Annotated in this window: 21 protein-coding genes; 13 read left to right on the plus strand and 8 right to left on the minus strand. The window is 67.3% G+C overall.

What is annotated here, in order from left to right; genetic code table 11:
- Window positions 1-124: 124 nt before the first annotated feature.
- The gene (gene purD, locus KTN05_RS06935) at window positions 125-1387 is read left to right on the plus strand and encodes a phosphoribosylamine--glycine ligase (RefSeq protein WP_217328661.1); all 1263 of its coding nucleotides are present in this window, start codon (window positions 125-127) and stop codon (window positions 1385-1387) included.
- Window positions 1384-1782: a DUF6508 domain-containing protein gene (locus KTN05_RS06940; protein ID WP_217328662.1), complete on the plus strand. Its 399-nt coding sequence runs from the start codon at window positions 1384-1386 to the stop codon at window positions 1780-1782. Before purD ends, KTN05_RS06940 begins: the two co-directional genes overlap by 4 nt.
- A gap of 3 nt (window positions 1783-1785) precedes the next feature.
- On the opposite strand, the gene KTN05_RS06945 is transcribed toward KTN05_RS06940, so the two are convergent.
- Entirely contained in the window at window positions 1786-2805 is a 1020-nt protein-coding gene (locus KTN05_RS06945) for a ribose-phosphate pyrophosphokinase (RefSeq protein ID WP_305799896.1), read from the minus strand.
- 92 nt (window positions 2806-2897) lie between these two features.
- Between KTN05_RS06945 and KTN05_RS06950 the strand changes: the two genes are divergently transcribed.
- Window positions 2898-3491: a 2-hydroxychromene-2-carboxylate isomerase gene (locus KTN05_RS06950; protein ID WP_217328664.1), complete on the plus strand. Its 594-nt coding sequence runs from the start codon at window positions 2898-2900 to the stop codon at window positions 3489-3491.
- Window positions 3488-4270, plus strand: a complete 783-nt coding sequence (locus tag KTN05_RS06955) for an alpha/beta fold hydrolase (protein ID WP_217328665.1) — start codon at window positions 3488-3490, stop codon at window positions 4268-4270. Before KTN05_RS06950 ends, KTN05_RS06955 begins: the two co-directional genes overlap by 4 nt.
- 15 nt (window positions 4271-4285) lie before the next feature.
- Here the strand turns inward: KTN05_RS06955 and KTN05_RS06960 are convergent, their stop codons facing one another.
- The 7 genes from KTN05_RS06960 to KTN05_RS06990 all read right to left on the minus strand — a co-directional run bounded on the left by KTN05_RS06960 (window position 4286) and on the right by KTN05_RS06990 (window position 10754).
- Window positions 4286-4633 carry an H-type lectin domain-containing protein gene (locus KTN05_RS06960; RefSeq protein WP_254368038.1) on the minus strand — a complete coding sequence of 116 codons (348 nt, stop codon included), beginning with the start codon at window positions 4631-4633 and terminating at the stop codon, window positions 4286-4288.
- A gap of 159 nt (window positions 4634-4792) precedes the next feature.
- Window positions 4793-5242 carry a F0F1 ATP synthase subunit epsilon gene (locus KTN05_RS06965; RefSeq protein WP_217328666.1) on the minus strand — a complete coding sequence of 150 codons (450 nt, stop codon included), beginning with the start codon at window positions 5240-5242 and terminating at the stop codon, window positions 4793-4795.
- A 9-nt stretch (window positions 5243-5251) separates the two neighbouring features.
- Complete coding sequence (atpD, locus tag KTN05_RS06970) at window positions 5252-6673, minus strand: F0F1 ATP synthase subunit beta (protein WP_217328667.1); 1422 nt, start codon at window positions 6671-6673, stop codon at window positions 5252-5254.
- Between the two features lie 21 nt (window positions 6674-6694).
- On the minus strand, window positions 6695-7573 hold the full coding sequence (locus tag KTN05_RS06975) for a F0F1 ATP synthase subunit gamma (protein WP_217328668.1): 879 nt from the start codon (window positions 7571-7573) through the stop codon (window positions 6695-6697).
- 15 nt (window positions 7574-7588) lie between these two features.
- Window positions 7589-9124, minus strand: a complete 1536-nt coding sequence (atpA, locus tag KTN05_RS06980; RefSeq protein WP_217328669.1) for a F0F1 ATP synthase subunit alpha — start codon at window positions 9122-9124, stop codon at window positions 7589-7591.
- The gene (locus KTN05_RS06985) at window positions 9124-9690 is read right to left on the minus strand and encodes a F0F1 ATP synthase subunit delta (RefSeq protein ID WP_217328774.1); all 567 of its coding nucleotides are present in this window, start codon (window positions 9688-9690) and stop codon (window positions 9124-9126) included. The genes atpA and KTN05_RS06985 overlap by 1 nt, the downstream gene beginning before the upstream one ends.
- 236 nt (window positions 9691-9926) lie before the next feature.
- On the minus strand, window positions 9927-10754 hold the full coding sequence (locus KTN05_RS06990; protein WP_217328670.1) for a class I SAM-dependent methyltransferase: 828 nt from the start codon (window positions 10752-10754) through the stop codon (window positions 9927-9929).
- A gap of 120 nt (window positions 10755-10874) precedes the next feature.
- On the opposite strand from KTN05_RS06990, the gene gloB reads away from it, so the two are divergent.
- The 9 genes from gloB to KTN05_RS07035 all read left to right on the plus strand — a co-directional run bounded on the left by gloB (window position 10875) and on the right by KTN05_RS07035 (window position 19643).
- Window positions 10875-11624, plus strand: coding sequence for a hydroxyacylglutathione hydrolase (gloB, locus tag KTN05_RS06995; RefSeq protein WP_217328671.1), 750 nt, complete (start codon window positions 10875-10877; stop codon window positions 11622-11624).
- Between the two features lie 218 nt (window positions 11625-11842).
- On the plus strand, window positions 11843-14164 hold the full coding sequence (gene clpA / locus KTN05_RS07000; RefSeq protein WP_217328672.1) for an ATP-dependent Clp protease ATP-binding subunit ClpA: 2322 nt from the start codon (window positions 11843-11845) through the stop codon (window positions 14162-14164).
- 196 nt (window positions 14165-14360) lie between these two features.
- A complete protein-coding gene (gene ppk2, locus KTN05_RS07005) occupies window positions 14361-15314 on the plus strand; it encodes a polyphosphate kinase 2 (RefSeq protein WP_217328673.1) in 954 nt (317 codons plus the stop codon).
- A gap of 20 nt (window positions 15315-15334) precedes the next feature.
- Window positions 15335-15628: a DUF1330 domain-containing protein gene (locus KTN05_RS07010; RefSeq protein ID WP_217328674.1), complete on the plus strand. Its 294-nt coding sequence runs from the start codon at window positions 15335-15337 to the stop codon at window positions 15626-15628.
- Window positions 15629-15691: 63 nt separating this feature from the next.
- Window positions 15692-16147, plus strand: coding sequence for a TerB family tellurite resistance protein (locus KTN05_RS07015; RefSeq protein ID WP_217328675.1), 456 nt, complete (start codon window positions 15692-15694; stop codon window positions 16145-16147).
- A gap of 121 nt (window positions 16148-16268) precedes the next feature.
- Window positions 16269-17075, plus strand: a complete 807-nt coding sequence (locus tag KTN05_RS07020) for an ABC transporter ATP-binding protein (protein ID WP_217328676.1) — start codon at window positions 16269-16271, stop codon at window positions 17073-17075.
- A gap of 20 nt (window positions 17076-17095) precedes the next feature.
- On the plus strand, window positions 17096-17884 hold the full coding sequence (locus tag KTN05_RS07025) for a transporter substrate-binding domain-containing protein (RefSeq protein ID WP_217328677.1): 789 nt from the start codon (window positions 17096-17098) through the stop codon (window positions 17882-17884).
- A 53-nt stretch (window positions 17885-17937) separates the two neighbouring features.
- Window positions 17938-18819 (plus strand): ABC transporter permease, encoded by an 882-nt coding sequence (locus KTN05_RS07030; RefSeq protein ID WP_217328678.1) that lies wholly within the window; start codon window positions 17938-17940, stop codon window positions 18817-18819.
- The gene (locus KTN05_RS07035) at window positions 18816-19643 is read left to right on the plus strand and encodes an ABC transporter permease (RefSeq protein ID WP_217328679.1); all 828 of its coding nucleotides are present in this window, start codon (window positions 18816-18818) and stop codon (window positions 19641-19643) included. The genes KTN05_RS07030 and KTN05_RS07035 overlap by 4 nt, the downstream gene beginning before the upstream one ends.
- The last annotated feature ends 2 nt before the right edge of the window (window positions 19644-19645 follow it).

Here is a 19645-nt window from a genome sequence, read left to right on the forward strand (position 1 = left end):
CAGGCAAGCTTCGGCCGGGGCGCTGCCCCGGACCCCGGGATATTTGAGCGAAGAAGAACCGGCGAGCTTGCCGCGGTATCGGCTGCGGCCTAAAGGCGGCGCAGGTTGGTTGAAGGGGCGGCGCATGAACATCCTGATCCTCGGCGGCGGCGGGCGCGAGCATGCGCTCGCCTGGGCGATCCGGCAGAATCCGAAATGCGACCGGCTGATCGTCGCGCCGGGAAATGCGGGGATCGCGGAAATCGCGCGCTGCGCGGATATTGCCATTACGGATGGCGCCGCTGTGGTGGCGTTCTGCGAGGAACATGCGATCGATCTGGTGGTGATCGGGCCGGAAGCGCCGCTGGCTGCGGGCGTCGCGGACGTTCTGCGGGCGGCGCGGATTTCGGTATTCGGGCCGTCTCGGGCCGCGGCGATGCTGGAGGCGTCGAAGGCGTTCACCAAGGAAGTCTGCGACGCCTGCGGCGCGCCGACCGCCGCCTGGGCGCGGTTCACCGATGCGGGCGCGGCCCGCGACCATGTCGCGCGGGTCGGGGCACCCATCGTCGTCAAGGCGGACGGGCTCGCCGCCGGCAAGGGCGTCACCGTCGCCATGACCGAGGGCGAGGCGCTGGCCGCCGTTGACGCCGCGTTCGGCGGCGCGTTCGGCGCGGCCGGGGCCGAGGTCGTCATCGAGGAGTTCATGGAGGGCGAGGAGGCCAGCTTCTTCATCCTCGTGGACGGCCAAAACTGCCTGCCCATCGGCACCGCGCAGGATCACAAACGGGTGGGCGAGGGCGATACCGGGCCGAATACCGGGGGGATGGGGGCCTATTCCCCTGCCCCTGTGCTGACGCCCGAAATCCAGCGCGAGGTGATGGCGCGGATCGTACAGCCGACGGTGGACGAGATGGCGCGGCGCGGGACGCCGTTTCAGGGGGTGCTTTACGCCGGGCTGATGATCCGGGACGGGCAGGCGCGGCTGGTGGAATACAACGTCCGCTTCGGCGATCCCGAGTGTCAGGTGCTGATGATGCGCCTTGGCGGGCAGGTGCTGGACCTGATCCACGCCTGCGCCGAGGGACGGCTGGCCGAAGTTTCCGTCAACTGGGCTGACGATCACGCGCTGACGGTGGTGCTGGCCGCCGATGGCTATCCGGGCGATTACGCCAAGGGCAGCGTGATCGGCGGGCTGGAGGGGCTGCCGGAGGATTCGACCTCGATGATGTTCCATGCGGGAACGGCCGAGCGGGGCGGGCGGATCGTCGCCGCGGGCGGACGAGTGCTGAGCGCCACCGGGCGCGGCGCGGCGCTGGCCGAGGCGCGGGCGCGCGCCTATGCGCTTGCCGAGGCGGTGGACTGGCCGGAGGGCTTCTATCGCCGCGATATCGGATGGCGGGCGCTGTGACCCCCGACGATCTGCTTGCGCTGGCCGCTTTCGCGGACCGGCTGGACGAGCCTGCCGGAGAATGGCGCGGCGGTGAGCGCGACGCCGAGGGTGCGATCCAGATGCCCTGGTTCGAGTTCTCGCCGATGTTGAGCGACTTTCACAAGGCCGCCTACGATCACGGGCTGGTCGTGTCGTTCGACTGGTCCGCATGGATGCAGACCGACGAAGGACGGCGGCTGATGGCGGCCGACCGTGCTCGGCTGACGGGCGCCACGCTCGAGGAGCTTCAGTGGATCGTCACCGCCATCATGCGCATCGAGCGCTTCAGCGAGGGCGCGATCGCCTCCGCATGGGATGATGGCCGCTTGCCGGCCATCATCCTGCGCCTCGTGGTCCTCGCCGCCGACGACTGAGGGTCAGAGGGCCGAATACATCCCCTCGTAGACCGGCTGCAGCGTCTCGAGCTCGAACAGCGACGAGACCGAAGTGCCGTTCCAGATCGACATGATCGCCTGCGCGAAAAGCGGCGCGGTGGGCACGACGCGGATGTTGCGCGCCTCGCGCACATGGTCGGGCTGAAAGATCGAATCGGTGACGACCAGCGTCTTCATGATCGAGTTCTCGATCCGCTCGACCGCCGGGCCGGAGAGGACGCCGTGGGTGATGTAGGCGTGAACCTCGGTCGCGCCGTGGTCGATCAGAAGCTGCGCGGCCTTCACCAGCGTCCCCGCCGTATCGCAGATGTCGTCCACGATGATGCAGGTCTTGCCTTCGACATCACCGATCACCGTCATGTCGGCGATCTCGCCCGCCTTCTCGCGCCGCTTGTCCACGATCGCCATGGGCGCGTTGATCCGCGCCGCGATCTCACGCGCCCGGCCCACGCCGCCGACATCGGGCGAGACGATCATCAGATCGTCCATGCGGCCCTTGAAATGATGCTGGATGTCCAGCGAGAAGATCGGCGCGGCGTAGAGGTTGTCCACCGGGATGTCGAAGAACCCTTGGATCTGGGTCGCGTGCAGGTCCAGCGTCAGCACCCGATCCACGCCCGCCTCGGTCAGCAGGTTCGCCACGAGTTTCGCGCTGATCGGGGTGCGGGCCTTGGCGCGGCGGTCCTGCCGGGCATAACCGAAATAGGGAATCACCGCCGTGATCCGGGCCGCGCTGGACCGGCGCAGCGCGTCGGTGATGATCAGCAGCTCCATCAGGTTGTCGTTGGCCGGGTTCGAGGTCGGCTGGATGATGAACATGTCCTCGCCGCGGACGTTCTCATACACCTCGACGAAGATTTCCTGGTCGTTGAACCGCTCGACCCGCGCATCGACCGGGGCCACGTTCATGCCGCGATGCATCGACATCCGCCGCGCGATGGCGAGCGCCAGCGGGCGGTTGGCGTTCCCCGCGATGAGCTTGGGTTCGGTCATGGCGGGCATCGGCAGTCTCCGGGTCTGGCATCGAATCGGGCGAGTTGCGCCCGCATTAGCACCGCGATAGCGTCCCGGCAAACCGCGACGTTGGGGGCCGCATGACACAGATCGACTATTATTTCGGCACCATCAGCCCCTGGGCCTATCTGGCGGGCGACCGGCTGGAACGGATGGCGCAGCGGCATGGGGCGTCCGTCACCTATCGCCCGCTGGACATCCTGCAGCTTTTCGACCGCACCGGCGGGGTGCGGCCTGCCGATCGCCATGCCTCGCGGATGGACTACCGCGCGCAGGAACTGCCGCGTTGGGCCGAGCATCTGGGAATGCCGCTGCGGATGGACGTGGGCATGACGAATATGGCGCCGTCCTCCTATGCCATCATCGCCGCGCAGGAGGCGGGCGCGGGCGACATCGGCGCGCTGGTGCGCGGGTTCCTGTCGGCGCGGTTCGCCGAAGGGCGCGACATCGCCGATGACGCGGTGATCCGCGACGTGCTGACGGCTTCGGGCTTCGATCCGGCCATCGCCGACCGGGGGCTGTTCGTCGGCGCCGAGGAATATGGCCGCAACCTTGAACGCGCGGTCGAGGCCGGGGTGTTCGGCTCGCCCTTCTATGTCGTGCGGGAGAGCGGGCAGAAGTTCTTCGGCCAGGACCGGCTGGATTTCCTCGACCGGCATCTGGCGACGCTGTGAACGACGTTCACGTCCGTTACTGGCCGGGCGATCCGGCGCGGCCGGCGCTGGCGCTGCACTGCATGATGGGGACGAGTTCCTACTGGCGGCCCATCGCCGACCGGCTGGGCAGCCGCATCGACCTGCGCGGCTTCGACATGCCGGGCCACGGGCGCAGCCCCGCTTGGGAGGCGCAACCCGGCGTCGATTTCCACACCGCCGTCACGCGGATCGCAGCGGGCATGATCGACCGGCCGCTGGACCTGATCGGCCACTCCATCGGCGCCACGGTCGCCCTGCGGATCGCCGTCGGCGCGCCCGAGGCGGTGCGGAGCCTCACCCTGATCGAGCCGGTCCTGTTCGCCGCGCTGCCGTCGGACCACCCGGAGCGAGACGCGCGGGTGGCGCTGCTGCGCGCGCTCATCGCCGAGGGGCGAAGCATGGATGCGGTGGCCGGGTTCCTCGACCGCTGGGGGGGCGCAGGGGGACTGCCCGCAATGCCGAAAACCGTCCATCCGACGCTGGCGCGACAGATCGAACTGGTGCTGGACAGCAACGACGCCCTGGCCCACGACACCGCCCGGATCCTGCGCGACGGCGGGCTGGAGGCAATCGACGCGCCGGTGATGCTGATCGCCGGAAGCGACTCGCCGCCCGAAATGGCGCTGATCGTCGATGCGCTGGCCGAGCGGCTGGCGGATGTCGGCCGGGCAACGGTGCCGGGGGCCTCACACATGCTGCCGCTGACCCATCCAGCCGAGGTGGCGGGGCTGATCGCCGCCAATCTCGACCGCGCCTGAGTTGGGCCGGCGGCCTCAGACCTCGAAATCGTCGGTATGCCGGACCGGACCGAAAGCCAGCCACTCGGCGCGGACACGGGCCACGCGGGTATCGCCCCAGGTGCGGAACACCACGTCGAAGCCTTCCGGGGTGATCCGGTCCGCCTCGATATCGACGCGCTGGTTGGCGCTTGCGTCGATGTCCCACATGCCCAGCGAGACATGGACCACCGGCTCGCTGAGGAAGCTTTCGCCGAAGGTGACGCGCTGCCGGACCAGCCTGGGCCCCGACCCGGTCCACATCTCGCCGCCATTCTCGAACGCCGAAAAGAGCAGCAACGCCCCCCGCGCGACGCCGACTGACGATTCGCCGAAACGGATCAACCGATCCCCCTCAATGTAACGATCATATGTCAACGGCGCATCTCACGTCAGTTCTGGAAAGCGATCAAGCTGATTTCGGAAGCGGGGTTAATCGGGGCGAAAGCCCCCAAGACGCGAACGGCCCCGGATGGGGCCGCCGCAGATCAGCTTGTCAGCGGATCAGTCGGGAACGGTCGAATGGTTCGGGTCCAGCCCGATATGCGTGCCGAGCGCCTGCATGTCGCCCAGCAGCTTCGCGGCGCTGGCAACCATGTCGTTGCCCTCATTGTCGATCTTGCCTTCCGCCGCCTTGTGGCGCCGGTGCACGTCGCGCAGCATGTCGTTATAGACATCCTGCGTGATCTCGTCGCGCCGGTGGCTCCGCTCGGCCAGCAGGCTGACGCTGTCGCCGTTGATCTCGGCAAAGCCGCCGGTCACGGCGAACTCGGTCGCGTTGCCTGATCCGTCGATCACCGTGACGATTCCGGGCCGCAGCGTGACGATCGCCGGCGCGTGGCCCGGCATCGCGGTCAGGTCGCCCTCGCTGCCCGGCAGGCGGACCTCGCGCGCCTGAGCGGAGACGAGGCTCCGCTCGGGCGAGACGAGGTCGAACTGCATCGTATCAGCCATGTCGCCCCCTTACGCCGCGTCAGCGGCGAGGCGCTGCGCCTTGGCTTTCACGTCCTCGATGCCGCCGACCATGTAGAAGGCCGCTTCCGGCAGGTGGTCGTATTCGCCGGCCACGACCGCCTTGAACGAGCGGATCGTGTCTTCCAGCGGAACCTGCACGCCGTCCGAGCCGGTGAAGACCTTGGCGACGTCGAAAGGCTGCGACAGGAAGCGCTGGATCTTCCGGGCGCGGGCCACGGTCAGCTTGTCCTCTTCCGACAGTTCGTCCATCCCGAGGATGGCGATGATGTCCTGCAGCGACTTGTATTTCTGCAGGATACCCTGAACGTCGCGGGCCACCTGATAATGTTCCTCGCCCACGACGGTCGGATCGAGGATCCGGCTGTTCGAGTCGAGCGGGTCCACGGCCGGGTAGATGCCCAGTTCCGAGATCGCGCGCGACAGAACGGTCGTAGCGTCGAGGTGGGCGAAGGTCGTGGCCGGGGCCGGGTCGGTGAGGTCGTCGGCCGGAACATAGACGGCCTGGATCGAGGTGATCGAGCCGGCCTTGGTCGAGGTGATGCGCTCCTGCATCTGGCCCATGTCGGTCGCCAGCGTCGGCTGGTAGCCCACGGCCGACGGGATACGGCCCAGCAGCGCCGACACTTCCGAGCCCGCCTGGGTGAAGCGGAAGATATTGTCCACGAAGAACAGCACGTCCGTCCCGGTCGAGTCGCGGAACTGTTCCGCGATGGTCAGGCCGGTCAGCGCGACGCGCATCCGCGCACCCGGAGGCTCGTTCATCTGGCCATAGACCAGTGCCACCTGCGATTCCGGCAGGTTGTCCTCCTTGATGACGCCCGATTCCACCATCTCGTGATAGAGGTCGTTGCCTTCGCGCGTCCGCTCGCCCACGCCGGCGAACACGGAATAGCCCGAGTGCACCTTGGCGATGTTGTTGATCAGTTCCATGATGAGAACCGTCTTGCCGACGCCCGCGCCGCCGAACAGGCCGATCTTGCCGCCCTTGGAATAGGGGGCCAGCAGGTCGATGACCTTGATGCCGGTCACGAGGATTTCCGAACTGGTCGCCTGCGCCGCGAATTCAGGCGCGGGTTGGTGGATGGCGCGGGTTTCCTCGGCCACGACCGGGCCACGCTCGTCCACGGGCTCGCCAACGACGTTCAGGATGCGGCCCAGCGTCGCCGGTCCCACGGGAACCGAGATCGGCCCGCCCGTGTCGGTGACGGCCGCGCCGCGGACCAGACCCTCGGTCGCGTCCATGGCGATGGTGCGGACGGTGTTCTCGCCCAGGTGCTGGGCCACTTCCAGAACCAGCGTCTTGCCGTGGTTCTCGGTTTCCAGCGCGTTCAGAATCGCCGGCAGTTGATCGTCGAACTGCACGTCGACGACGGCGCCGATGACCTGAGTGATCTTGCCCGTGGCTGCCATGTATCTACCCCTGCGTTACGGTCAGAGCGCCTCGGCGCCCGCAATGATTTCGATCAGTTCGGTGGTGATCGCGGCCTGACGCGACCGGTTATACTGCGTCGTCAGACGGTCGATCATCTCGCCCGCGTTGCGCGTCGCGTTGTCCATCGCCGTCATCCGCGCGCCCTGCTCGGACGCGGCGTTTTCCAGCAGCGCCGCGAAGACCTGGGTCGCGACCGAGCGCGGCAGGAGTTCCGTCAGGATCACGTCCTCTCCGGGCTCGTAGTCATACAGGGCCGAGGCGCCGCCGATCTCGTCGTTCTCCTCGACCACCGCGGGGATGATCTGGCGGGCGGTCGGGACCTGGCTGATGACGGATTCGAAGCGGCTGTAGAACAGCGTCGCCACGTCGAAGTCGCCCGCCTCGAAGCGGTCGAGGATGTCGTCGGCGATGTCGCGCGCGTTCTCATAGCCGACGCGCTTGACCTCGGACAGATCGACATGGTGGACGAAGCTCTTGCCGTGGTCGCGGCGAAGCTGTTCGCGGCCCTTCTTGCCGACGGTCATGATCGCGACGTCCTTGCCCTGCCCGCGCAGCTCTTCCGCGCGCTGGCGGGCCAGCTTGACGATCGAGCTGTTGAAGCCGCCAGCAAGGCCGCGCTCCGACGTCATGACCACCAGCAGGTGCCGCTGCTCTGCGCCGGTGCCGGCCAGCAGCCGCGGCGCGTCCTGCGATCCGGCCGCGGCGGCGGTCAGGCCCGCCATCACGGCCGACATGCGGTCGGCGTAGGGGCGCGCAGCCTCAGCCGCGTCCTGCGCGCGGCGCAGCTTGGCGGCGGCGACCATCTGCATCGCCTTGGTGATCTTCCGCGTGTTCTTGACGCTTCCGATCCGGTTCTTGAGTGCCTTGAGGCTGGGCATCTACTCGTCCCCCCTTCAGGCGTAGGACTTGGCGTATGCGTCCAGAACCGATTTCAGCCGGTTTTCCGCCTCGCCCTTGATCTTGGGATCGTCGCGGGTCAGCCAGTCCAGAACGTCCGCGTGCTGGTTGCGCAGGAAGCTGATCAGCCCTGCTTCCCAGCGCCCGACCTCTCCGACCGGCACGCCGTCAAGATAACCCTTGGTGCCCGCGAAAATGACCGCCACGATCTCGGCGTTGGTCAGCGGCGAGTATTGCGGCTGCTTCATCAGCTCGGTCAGGCGCGCGCCGCGGTTCAGCAGCCGCTGCGTCGCTGCATCGAGGTCCGAGCCGAACTGCGCGAAGGCCGCCATCTCGCGATACTGCGCCAGTTCCAGCTTGACCGGGCCGGCGACCGACTTCATCGCGTTGGTCTGCGCGGCCGAACCCACGCGGGAAACCGACAGGCCGGTGTTCACGGCCGGGCGGATGCCCTGGAAGAACAGGTCGGTTTCCAGGAAGATCTGGCCGTCGGTGATCGAGATCACGTTGGTCGGGATATAGGCCGACACGTCGCCCGCCTGCGTCTCGATGATCGGCAGGGCGGTCAGCGAGCCGGCGCCATGCTCCTCGTTCAGCTTGGCCGAACGCTCCAGCAGCCGGGAATGCAGGTAGAAGACGTCGCCCGGATAGGCTTCACGCCCCGGCGGACGGCGCAGCAGCAGCGACATCTGGCGGTAGGCCACGGCCTGCTTGGACAGGTCGTCATAGATGATCAGCGCGTCCATGCCGTTGTCGCGGTAGTATTCGGCCATCGCCGTCGCGGCGTAGGGGGCCAGATACTGCATCGGCGCGGGTTCGGAAGCGGTCGCGGCGATGATGGTCGTGTAGGCCATCGCGCCCGTCTCTTCGAGCTTCTTGACCAGCTGGGCGACGGTGGACCGCTTCTGGCCGATGGCGACATAGAAGCAGTGCAGCGTCTTCATGCCGTCGTCTTCGCGGCCGTTGTAGTTCTTCTGGTTGAGGATCGTGTCCATCGCGATCGCGGTCTTGCCGGTCTGACGGTCACCGATGATCAGTTCGCGCTGGCCGCGGCCGACGGGGATCATCGCGTCCACGGACTTGAGGCCGGTCGCCATCGGCTCGTGCACCGACTTGCGCGGCATGATGCCGGGGGCCTTGACGTCCGCCACGCGACGCTCGGTCGTCTCGATCGGACCCTTGCCGTCGATCGGGTTGCCGAGCGCGTCCACGACGCGGCCCAGCAGCGCCGGACCCACCGGCACGTCCACGATGGAACGGGTGCGCTTGACGGTATCGCCTTCACGGATCGAACGGTCGTCGCCGAAGATCACGATGCCGACGTTATCCACTTCGAGGTTCAGCACCATGCCGCGGATGCCGCCGGGGAATTCGACCATCTCGCCGGCCTGAACCTTGTCCAGACCGTAGACACGCGCGATGCCGTCGCCCACCGACAGCACCTGACCGACCTCGGCCACCTCGGCGTCCTGACCGAAATTCCTGATCTGATCCTTGAGGATGGCCGAAATCTCGGCAGCCTGAATAGCCATTAGCGGACCTCTTTCATCACATTCTGGAGGGAAGCGAGCTTCGAGCGGATCGAACTGTCGATCATCTGCGAGCCCAGCCTGACAATCATGCCGCCGATGAGGCTTTCATCGACGCGGGCATCCAGCTTGATGGTCTTGCCCGATTTCTGCGCCAGCGTCTCGGTCAGCCGGCGCTGCTGTTCATCGGTCAGCGCGGCGGCGCTGACGACCTCGGCCGTGACCTCGCCCCGCGCCTCGGCGATCAGCGACTTGAGCCGCTGGACCAGTTGCGGCAGCGCGAAGAGGCGGTTGTTCCTCGCCATCAGCCGCAGCGTGTTGCCGAGGACGGGCGACAGCCCCATGCGGTCGGCCACGGCGCCGATGGCCGCTCCCTGCTCCTCGCGCGAATAGAGCGGCGACGAGATCAGCGTGCGCAGATCCTCGCTTTCCGCCAGTGCGCGGCCCAGATCGTCCACCTGCCCGGCGAGCGCGTCGAGATCGCCCTGCTCCCGTGCCAGATCGAAGACGGCCTGCGCGTACCGCCCGGCGATGTTTGCGGAAATCGAAGCGGTATTGGCCACGGACACCCCTCTGGTTTGCGCGAAGCCCCGCAGGCCGGGCCGGCGTTCATGCCGGTCAGTCGCGAGGCGCGGTCGGTGGGACGCCCTTTGGCCGGCACGCCCCTGAAATCTGCGGCTCTCTAACAGCAGTTTCGCGCCGGGTGCAACTGCATGGAACGCATAAACTCGCGCGGTGGTGCCCAAAGTCCCGACCGCCGCGGCTGGGATCGCCCGAAGGGCGGCAAACCGCCGGAAATCAACGGTCAATCCGTTCCCGCATCGCCCCCCGCAGGGCGCCGCCGGGAGCCATGGCTGATCCCGTTGCCGACGCCCTGCCCCGCTGGTCTGGCAGGGCGCGGGCGGGCGATTCCCTCCAGCACGTCGAGCGGTCCGGGCACGGTGATCCGCAGGCCGGGCCCGACCGGGGCGTGGACCTGCTTGGACAATTCGACAATCAGCACCCCGGCGACGAGGGCCTGGGCGATCCGGCTGCCCGCCCGTTCCCACCATTCCGCGCTTTTCAGCCAGAAGCGCCGGTCCGATGGCGGGATATAAAGCGCCGCCACCCCCCGCTCGATCACGAAGCCCGCGGCGCGGGCCTGCGCCTCGATCTGGCCGCGCGTGTAGCTGCGCCCGAAGCCGAACGGCGTCGCATCGGTCTGCGCCCAGAGCCCCGCACGGTTCGGCACCATCACCAGCACCCGCCCGCCGGGGCCGAGAACGCGCCACGCCTCGGCCAGCAGCGCCGCCGGGTGGTCCGACACTTCCAGCCCGTGCAGCAGCACCAGCCGGTCCACGCTGCCGGTATCCAGCGGCCACGCCGTCTCGTCGCAGAGCGCGGCGCGGTTCGGCCCGCCGGACGGCCACGCCATCACCCCCTGCGGGCAGGGCATCAGCGCCGTGACGCGCCGCGCGGGCGCGAGATACGGGCACAGCAGCGGTGCCGCGAAGCCGAAGCCGGCCACGGTCATGCCGGTCACGCCCTCGGGCGGCCAGAAGGTCTCCATCCGGGTCCGCAGGATGCGCTGGACGACCCGCCCCAGCGCCCGCTGGTAATAGAATCGCCGCAGGTCGATGACATCGAGGTGCATGGCAGCAGGACGCCTCGCAAGCCGTGCGGCGTCAAGCGGTTGGCAGGGAAAATTCGCTTGCCGTTTGAACCCGCCGCCGCCCTCGCCTAGCTTGAGGCCGAGCGAGCGAAAGGACACGACATGGCCGAACTGGTGACGATCCGCTGCCTGAGCGACAACTATGCCTATCTGGTTCATGGCGGCGGACAGACGGTGCTGATCGACGCCCCGGAAGCCGCGCCGATCCTCGCCGAGCTGAAGGCCCGCGGCTGGTCTCTGGACGAAATCCTGCTGACCCATCACCACGCCGACCATATCCAGGCCGTCCCCGAAATCGTCGCCGCCACCGGCGCCCGCGTCACCGGCAACGCCGAAGATGCCGCCCGCCTGCCCAGGCTGGACCGCGCCGTGCGGCCCGACGAAAGCTTCGATCTCTGCGGCGAGCAGGCGACGGTGATCGACGTTCCCGGCCACACCGTCGGCCATGTCGCCTATCATCTGCCGCAGGCGGGGCTGGTCTTTACCGCTGACAGCCTGATGGCGCTCGGCTGCGGCCGGCTGTTCGAGGGCACACCTGCCCAGATGTGGAACAGCCTCAGCCGCCTGAACGCCCTGCCCGGCGAGACGGTGGTCTGCTCGGGCCACGACTACTGCGCGGGCAACGGCGCCTTCGCGCTGTCGGTCGATGGCGACAACGGCGACCTGCGCCAGCGGCTGGAGGACACGAAGGCCGGGCGGCGCCCCTGCTCGCCCGCGACGCTGGAGGACGAGCGGCGGACCAACCCGTTCCTGCGCGCCCCGCAGCTTGCCGCCTCGCTGGGAATGAAGGGCGCCCGGGACGCCGAGGTCTTCGCCCGCCTGCGCAGAATGAAGGACGAGTTCCGGGGCTGATCCTCCCCGCCGGATCACAGGATTGCGCCCCAGTCCTGCTTGAAAATTGCGGTCCCGAAGATCACATCTGGATCAACCCGGCGCATTTCAGGGGGCTTTGCCAGATTACCCCTTGAACTGCGCACAGATCCACAGATTCTTAAACTTACCATGACAGTCTGGACAGGTGGACCGCTTACCGCGATCCAGACCGCCAGCCGACTGACAGGAGCCTGCCCGTGCCGACCTTCTCCACGACCCTGGAACAGGCAATCCATGCCGCGCTGTCGCTGGCCAACCAGCATCGCCATGAGCTTGCCACCCTCGAACATCTGCTGCTCGCCCTGACCGAGGAGCCTGACGCCATCAACGTCATGCAGGCCTGCAACGTCGATCTGGACGAATTGCGGCGGATGCTGACGGAATACATCGACGACGACCTCTCGACGCTGATCACCGATGTGGACGGCTCGGAAGCCGTGCCCACCGCCGCCTTCCAGCGCGTGATCCAGCGCGCCGCCATCCATGTCCAGTCCTCGGGCCGGGCAGAGGTGACGGGCGCCAACGTGCTGGTCGCGATCTTCGCCGAACGCGAATCGAACGCCGCCTTCTTCCTGCAGGAGCTGGAGATGACGCGCTACGACGCCGTCAACTTCATCGCCCACGGCGTCGCCAAGAATCCTTCCTTTTCCGAACCCCGGCATGTTCAGGGGGCCGATCAGGAACAGCAGGCCGAAGCCTCGGCCGGCAAGCCCGGCAAGGACGATTCGGCGCTGGCGAAATACTGCGTGGACCTGAACGAAAAGGCGAAAAAGGGCGACGTGGACCCGCTGATCGGCCGCGCCGACGAAGTCGAGCGCTGCATCCAGGTGCTGTGCCGCCGCCGCAAGAACAACCCGCTGCTGGTGGGCGATCCGGGCGTCGGCAAGACCGCCATCGCCGAGGGGCTCGCGCTCAAGATCATCCGCGGCGAGACGCCCGACATCCTGGCGGGCGCGACGATCTATTCGCTCGACATGGGCGCGCTGCTGGCCGGCACCCGCTATCGCGGCGACTTCGAGGAACGCCTGAAGGCCGTGGTGAAGGAGCTTGAGGAGCACGACGACGCGATCCTGTTCATCGACGAGATCCACACCGTCATTGGCGCGGGTGCGACCAGCGGGGGGGCGATGGATGCCTCGAACCTGCTGAAGCCGGCGCTGGCCGGGGGCAAGCTGCGCTGCATGGGCTCGACCACCTACAAGGAGTTCCGCCAGCATTTCGAGAAGGATCGCGCGCTGAGCCGCCGGTTCCAGAAGATCGACGTGAACGAGCCGTCGGTGCCGGACGCCATCAAGATCCTGATGGGCCTGAAACCCAGCTTCGAGAAGCATCACGAGCTGCGCTACACCTCGGACGCGATCCGCTCCGCGGTGGAGCTCGCCTCGCGCTATATCAACGACCGCAAGCTGCCCGACAGCGCCATCGACGTGATCGACGAGGCGGGGGCGGCCCAGCATCTCGTGGCCGAAAGCAAGCGCCGCAAGACCATCGGCATCAAGGAAATCGAGGCGGTGGTCGCCAAGATCGCCCGCATCCCGCCGAAAAGCGTCTCTAAGGACGACGCCGAGGTGCTGCGCGATCTGGAAAGGACGCTCAAGCGGCTGGTCTTCGGGCAGGACAAGGCGATCGAGGCGCTGGCGTCGTCGATCAAGCTGGCCCGCGCCGGGCTGCGCGAGCCCGAGAAGCCGATCGGCAACTACCTGTTCGCGGGTCCGACCGGCGTCGGCAAGACCGAGGTCGCAAAGCAGCTCGCCTCGACGCTCGGGGTGGAACTGCTGCGCTTCGACATGTCGGAATACATGGAGAAGCACGCGGTTTCCCGGCTGATCGGCGCCCCGCCCGGCTATGTCGGCTTCGATCAGGGCGGGCTGCTGACCGACGGCGTGGACCAGCATCCGCACAGCGTCCTGCTGCTGGACGAGATCGAAAAGGCGCACCCCGATGTCTTCAACATCCTTCTGCAGGTGATGGACCACGGCAAGCTGACCGACCACAACGGCAAGCAGGTCGATTTCCGCAACGTGATCCTGATCATGACCACGAACGCGGGCGCGGCGGATCAGGCCCGCGCGGCGATCGGCTTCGGCCGCGACCGGCGCGAGGGCGAGGATACCGAAGCGATCGAGCGCACCTTCACGCCCGAGTTCCGCAACCGGCTCGACGCGATCATCAGCTTCGCGCCGCTGCCGCGCGAGGTGATCGTGCAGGTGGTCGAGAAGTTCATCCTCCAGCTGGAGGCGCAACTCATGGACCGGGGCGTGCATATCGAACTGACCGAGGAAGCCGGCGGCTGGCTGGCCGACAAGGGCTACGACGACAAGATGGGCGCCCGCCCGCTAGCCCGCGTCATCCAGGAGCACATCAAGAAGCCGCTGGCCGAGGAACTGCTGTTCGGCCGCCTGACCAAGGGCGGCGTGGTCCGGGTGCGGATCGAGGACGACAAGCCGGTCTTCGACATCTCGGGCCCCGCGACGCCGCGGCTGACGAAGGAATCGCCGCCTCTGCTGACGGCGGACTGATCCGCGTCATATGTGCAACAACACGGCTCCGGAGAGACTCCGGGGCCGTTTCCGTGCGGGATCAGAGGGGCATCCAGCCACCCGCCCGGCAGGGCATGGAACGTGCTTGGCCCCCGACGCAACCCAACCACATCTTCCACATTTCCGTCATGAAACTATGCTTCACACCGCAGACGAACCCATGCAGGAGCCTGCGATGACCGACCGTCCCGATACCGGCGTTCCACCCACCCATGTCGATCTGACCCCCGCGGAGGGCGCCGACTGGCTGGAGAACGAACTGGCCGAGACCCTCGACGAGGAAATCGAGCTGGAGCTCGAGGACGCGGCCCTCTCGGCGGCGATCGCCAGGGTCTATCGCAAGGCCCGGCCCGACCAGCTCGACCGCGGGATCTATTTCCGCGAGCTGCTGCGCCTTCAGTCGGAACTCATCAAGCTGCAGGACTGGGTATCCCACCACAAGGAAAAGGTCGTCGTCATCTTCGAGGGGCGCGACAGCGCCGGCAAGGGCGGCGTCATCAAGCGCATCAGCCAGCGCCTCAATCCCCGCGTCGTCCGCACCGTGGCCCTGCCCGCCCCGTCCGACCGCGAGAAGACGCAGTGGTATTTCCAACGCTACGTCCCCCACCTGCCCGCGGGCGGCGAGATCGTCCTGTTCGACCGCAGCTGGTATAACCGCTCGGGCGTCGAGCGGGTGATGGGCTTCGCCACCGAGGACGAGGTCGAGCAGTTCTTCCAGGACGTGCCGGAGTTCGAGCGGATGCTCGTCCGGTCGGGCATCAGGGTGGTGAAATACTGGTTCTCGGTCACCGACGAGGAGCAGCAGATGCGCTTTCTCATGCGCATCCATGACCCGCTGAAGCAGTGGAAACTGTCGCCGATGGACCTCCAGTCCCGCGTCCGCTGGGAAGCCTATACCAAAGCCAAGGAGGACATGTTCGAGCGCACGAACATTCCAGAGGCGCCGTGGTATATCGTGCCCGGCAACGACAAGCGCCGCGCGCGGCTGAACTGCATCTCGCACCTGCTGAGCCTCGTGCCCTATACCGACATCGAGCAGGACGAGATCACCCTGCCCGACCGCGTGTTCAACCCCGATTACGAGCGCGAGGTGCTGCCGCGCGATCTCTACGTGCCTGAACGCTATTGATATTTGCTAGCCGAGGACCGATGCCGAAAGCCTACTGGATCGCTCATGTGAGCGTCGATGACCCCGCCGCCTACGAGGCCTACCGCTCTGCCAACGCCGCCGCCTTTTCGAAATACGGGGCGCGGTTCCTGGTGCGCGGCGGCCAGCAGACGCTGGTGGAAGGCAGCCTGCGGCCGCGCTGCGTGGTGATCGAGTTCGCCGATCTCGCCACCGCGCAGGCCTGCTACGACAGCCCCGAATATCAGGCCGCCAAGGCCCTGCGCGATCCGGTCAGCACGGGCGACATCGCCATCGTCGAGGGGTGGGACGGCTGACCGGCCCTCGCAGGCGCGGCATGAAGTTCTTGTAAGTGGCCATGCAACTTCTATGATGCCGCCATGTTCCGCAGCCTGCTGTCCCGCCTGTTCTCCGAAGAATCCGAAGCCGCTCCGCTGGCGGCGAACGATGCCGATATGGCGGTGGCCGCGCTGCTGGTGCGGCTCGCCCGCGCGGACGACCGCTATTCGGACGACGAGCGCACCCATATCGACCACATCATCGCGACGCGCCACAGGTTCGACCCCGAAGCGGCCAGGGATTATCGCGTCGCCGCCGAAATGATCGAGGCAGAGGCGCCCGACACGGTTCGCTTCACCCGCATGATAAAGGATCGGGTGCCGCTGGAAAGCCGCATCTCGGTGATCGCGGCGATGTGGCAGGTGGCCTTCGCCGATGGCCGCCGCAGCGAGCATGAGGACGCGCTGATCCGCCTCGCCGCCAACCTGCTGGGCGTGACCGACCGCGAATCCGCCGTGGCCCGGCAAGAGGTCGTCGAGGCTCAGGCCCGCAGCTGACGCGGACGGTCCGGCCTCGTTTACGCCGGCCTTTCGCGGACCGCGTGCGCAACATGCCCTGACGTCCCGCGCCGCATGAAACCGTTGCAATCGGGGCAGAGTTCGCGCCACATTGCGCCGTATGACCAGCCCTCCCGCCCCTGTCCCAAGCCCAGCCGACGCCGTGCCGGTGATCGAGCTTCGCGACCTGCACAAGGCCTACGGCCCGCTCGAGGTGATCCGGGGCATTTCGCTGCGGGCGCCGCGCGGGCATGTGGTGACGCTGATCGGCTCCTCCGGGTCGGGCAAATCCACCCTGCTGCGCTGCTGCAACCTGCTGGAATACAGCCAGTCCGGCGAGGTGCTGTTCGAGGGCGAGCCGGTGCGATGGAAAGCAGCGGGGGCCGGGCGCCTCCCCGCCGACCGGAACCAACTGCGCCGCATCCGCACGAACCTGTCGATGGTGTTCCAGCAGTTCAACCTGTGGGCGCATCTGACCATCCTGCAGAACGTGACGGAGGCGCCCGTCACCGTGCTGGGACAGGACCGCGCGCAGGTCGAGGACCGGGCGCGCAAGCTGCTCGCCAAGGTCGGGATCGCCGACAAGGCCGACGCATGGCCGGCCCAGCTTTCCGGCGGCCAGCAGCAGCGCGCCGCCATCGCGCGCGCGCTGTGCATGGAGCCGCGCGCCCTGCTCTTCGACGAGCCGACCAGCGCCCTCGACCCCGAGCTTCAGCAGGAGGTCGTGCGGGTCATCAAGGATCTGGCGGGCGAGCACCGCACCATGATCCTGGTCACGCACGACATGCGGTTGGCGGCCGATGTCAGCGACCATGTCGTGTTCCTGCATCAGGGCCGCATCGAGGAGGAGGGCCCGCCAGATCAGATGTTCCGCGCACCCCGCACCGACCGGCTGCGCCAATTCCTCAGCGCCACGATGATGGCGTGACAATCCAACGGGAGACGACGATGAAGCGACTGATGATTGCCGCCACGCTGCTGGCGCTGACAGCGGGGGCCGGCGCGGCGCAGGTGATCCGCATGGGGACCGAGGGCGCCTACCCTCCCTACAACTTCGTCAACGACAAGGGCGAGATCGACGGGTTCGAGATCGAGCTGGGCAACGAACTGTGCCGCCGGATCGAGGCCGAATGCACCTGGGTCCGCAACGACTGGGATTCGATCATCCCCAACCTCGTGTCGTCGAACTATGACACCATCATGGCCGGCATGAACATCAGCGATGAACGCCGGCAGGCGATCGCGTTCTCGGAACCCTACACCCCGCCCCCGCCCTCGGCCTATCTGGCGCTGACCCCCGACGCCGACATCACCGGCTTCGTCGCCGCGCAGACCGGCACGATTCAGGCGGGCTATGTCGCGGAATCCGGCGCCGAGGTGCTGGAGTTCGCCACCGGCGAAGAAACCGTGGACGCCGTCCGCAACGGCGAGGCCGAAGCGGTGTTCGCCGACAAGGACTTCCTCGCGCCCTATGTCAACGACTCGAACGGCGAGCTGGTCTGGGTCGAGGGCAAGGACACCGTCGTCGTGGGCGAAGGGCTGGGCATCGGGATGCGCAAGTCGGACACCGAGCTGAAGGCCCGCTTCGACGCGGCGATCACCTCGATGATCGAGGACGGCTCGCTGGACGTGCTGATCGCCAAGTGGTTCGGCCCCGAGGCCAAGACCTTCGCCGGCATGGCCGAGACGGAAGCCGCCGCGCCGGCCGACGCGGCCGCGCCCGCTGCGTCCAACTGACCCGCATGAAGATGGACCGTCGCAGCTGACGGCGCGGCGGTCCGCCCGAACCGATGTTCGCCCATTGCAGTGATCCCGGCGCCCTCGAAGGGCTGGCTTGGCTGATGTGTTATCTCACATCGGGCAAGCATCTGCTGTTCTACGCCTCGTTCGGCACGGTGCTGCTGCTGCTGGCGATCACCGCCCCCATCGCGCTGCTGTTCGGCTTCGGCGGGGCTTTCGCGGTGCGCTCGCGCTTCCGGCCGCTGCGCTGGTTCGGGCTGGTCTATACCTCGATGGTGCGCGGGGTGCCGGACATCCTGTTCTTCCTGTTCGTCCCTATCGCCATGGACCAGGCGCTGGAATGGCTGCGCAGCCGGGTCTATTGCGACCCTACGGTCCCCGTGCGGCAGGGCAACGAGTTCGTCGTCTGCGCGCTCGCCAAGCTGCCCCGGTCCGACGCCGCCGAATGGGTCCATCAGGGCTACGGCTTCATGCTGGCGGTCATCGCCTTTTCCATCGTCTTCGGCGCCTTCGCCGCCAACGTCCTGAACGGCGCCATGTCCGCCGTGCCCCGCGCGCAGCTTGAAACCGCCGAGGCTTACGGCCTGACCGAGCGGCAGATCAACCGCCGCATCCTGATCCCGCAGATGTGGACCTATGCGCTGCCGGGCCTGTCGAACCTGTGGATGATCCTCATCAAGGCCACGCCGCTGCTGTTCCTGCTGGGGGTCGAGGACATCGTTTACTGGGCGCGCGATCTGGGCGGGACCAAGACCTCGACCTATGCCTATCCGCATCCCGACTGGCGGCTGTATTATTTCCTCGGCATCCTCGTCTTCTACCTGGCGATGACCTGGGTTTCGCAGCGGGTGATCGACCGCCTTGCTGCCCGGCTCTCGCACGGACAGGCGACGATGGCGGGCGAGGCGCTGCGGCAGGGTGCAGCGCCATGAACGAGTGCCTTCAGGCCATCGCCGATCTCGGCCTGCGCTCGATCGGCATCGGCGAGGCGCTGCCCCGCACCGGGCTGACCCTGTGCCAGCAGATGACGCTGATCGCGTCCGGGCTGATCTGGAACATCTATTTCGGCGTCCTCGCGCTCGCCATCGGGTTCTGGCTGGCAACTGGGCTGGCGCTCGCCAAGGCCAGCCGCAACCCGGCTCTGCGCCGCCCGGCCGAGGCGTTCATCTTCGTCTTCCGGGGCAGCCCGCTCTTCATCCAGTTCTTCATCGCCTATCAGGCTTTCGTGCTGCTGCCCCGCGAGGGGATCGAGCTGTTCGGCCTTCATATGGAGACGAGCTGGCTGACGCGTGCCTGGGCCGGGGCGCTGATCGTGCTGGTCCTGAACACCTCCGCCTATTCGGCCGAGATCTTCCACGGCGCCCTGCGCAACGTCCCCAAGGGCGATCTGGAGGCCGCCGACGCCTACGGCCTGTCCGGCTGGTCGCGGTTCCGCCGGGTGGTCTGGCCGACGACGCTGCGGCTGGCATGGCCCGCCTATACCAACGAGGCGATCTTCCTGTTCCACGCGACGACGCTGGTGTTCTTCTCCGGCTTTCCGGCCTTCCGCCAGCAGGGCGACGCGCTCTACTACGCCAGCTTCATCGCCGACCGGACCTACAATCCCTTCGTGGCCTATCCCATCGCGGCGGTGTATTTCATCCTTCTGACCCTGTGCCTGATCGGCATTTTCGGGGTCGTCAACCGGCGGCTGAACCGGCATCTGCCGGGGGCTTCCGCCAAGCGGCTGCGCTTCCGGCCCAATTACATCAGGTGATC

The sequence above is a fragment of the Paracoccus sp. Z118 genome (genome assembly GCF_019061185.1).
Lineage (GTDB): Bacteria > Pseudomonadota > Alphaproteobacteria > Rhodobacterales > Rhodobacteraceae > Paracoccus.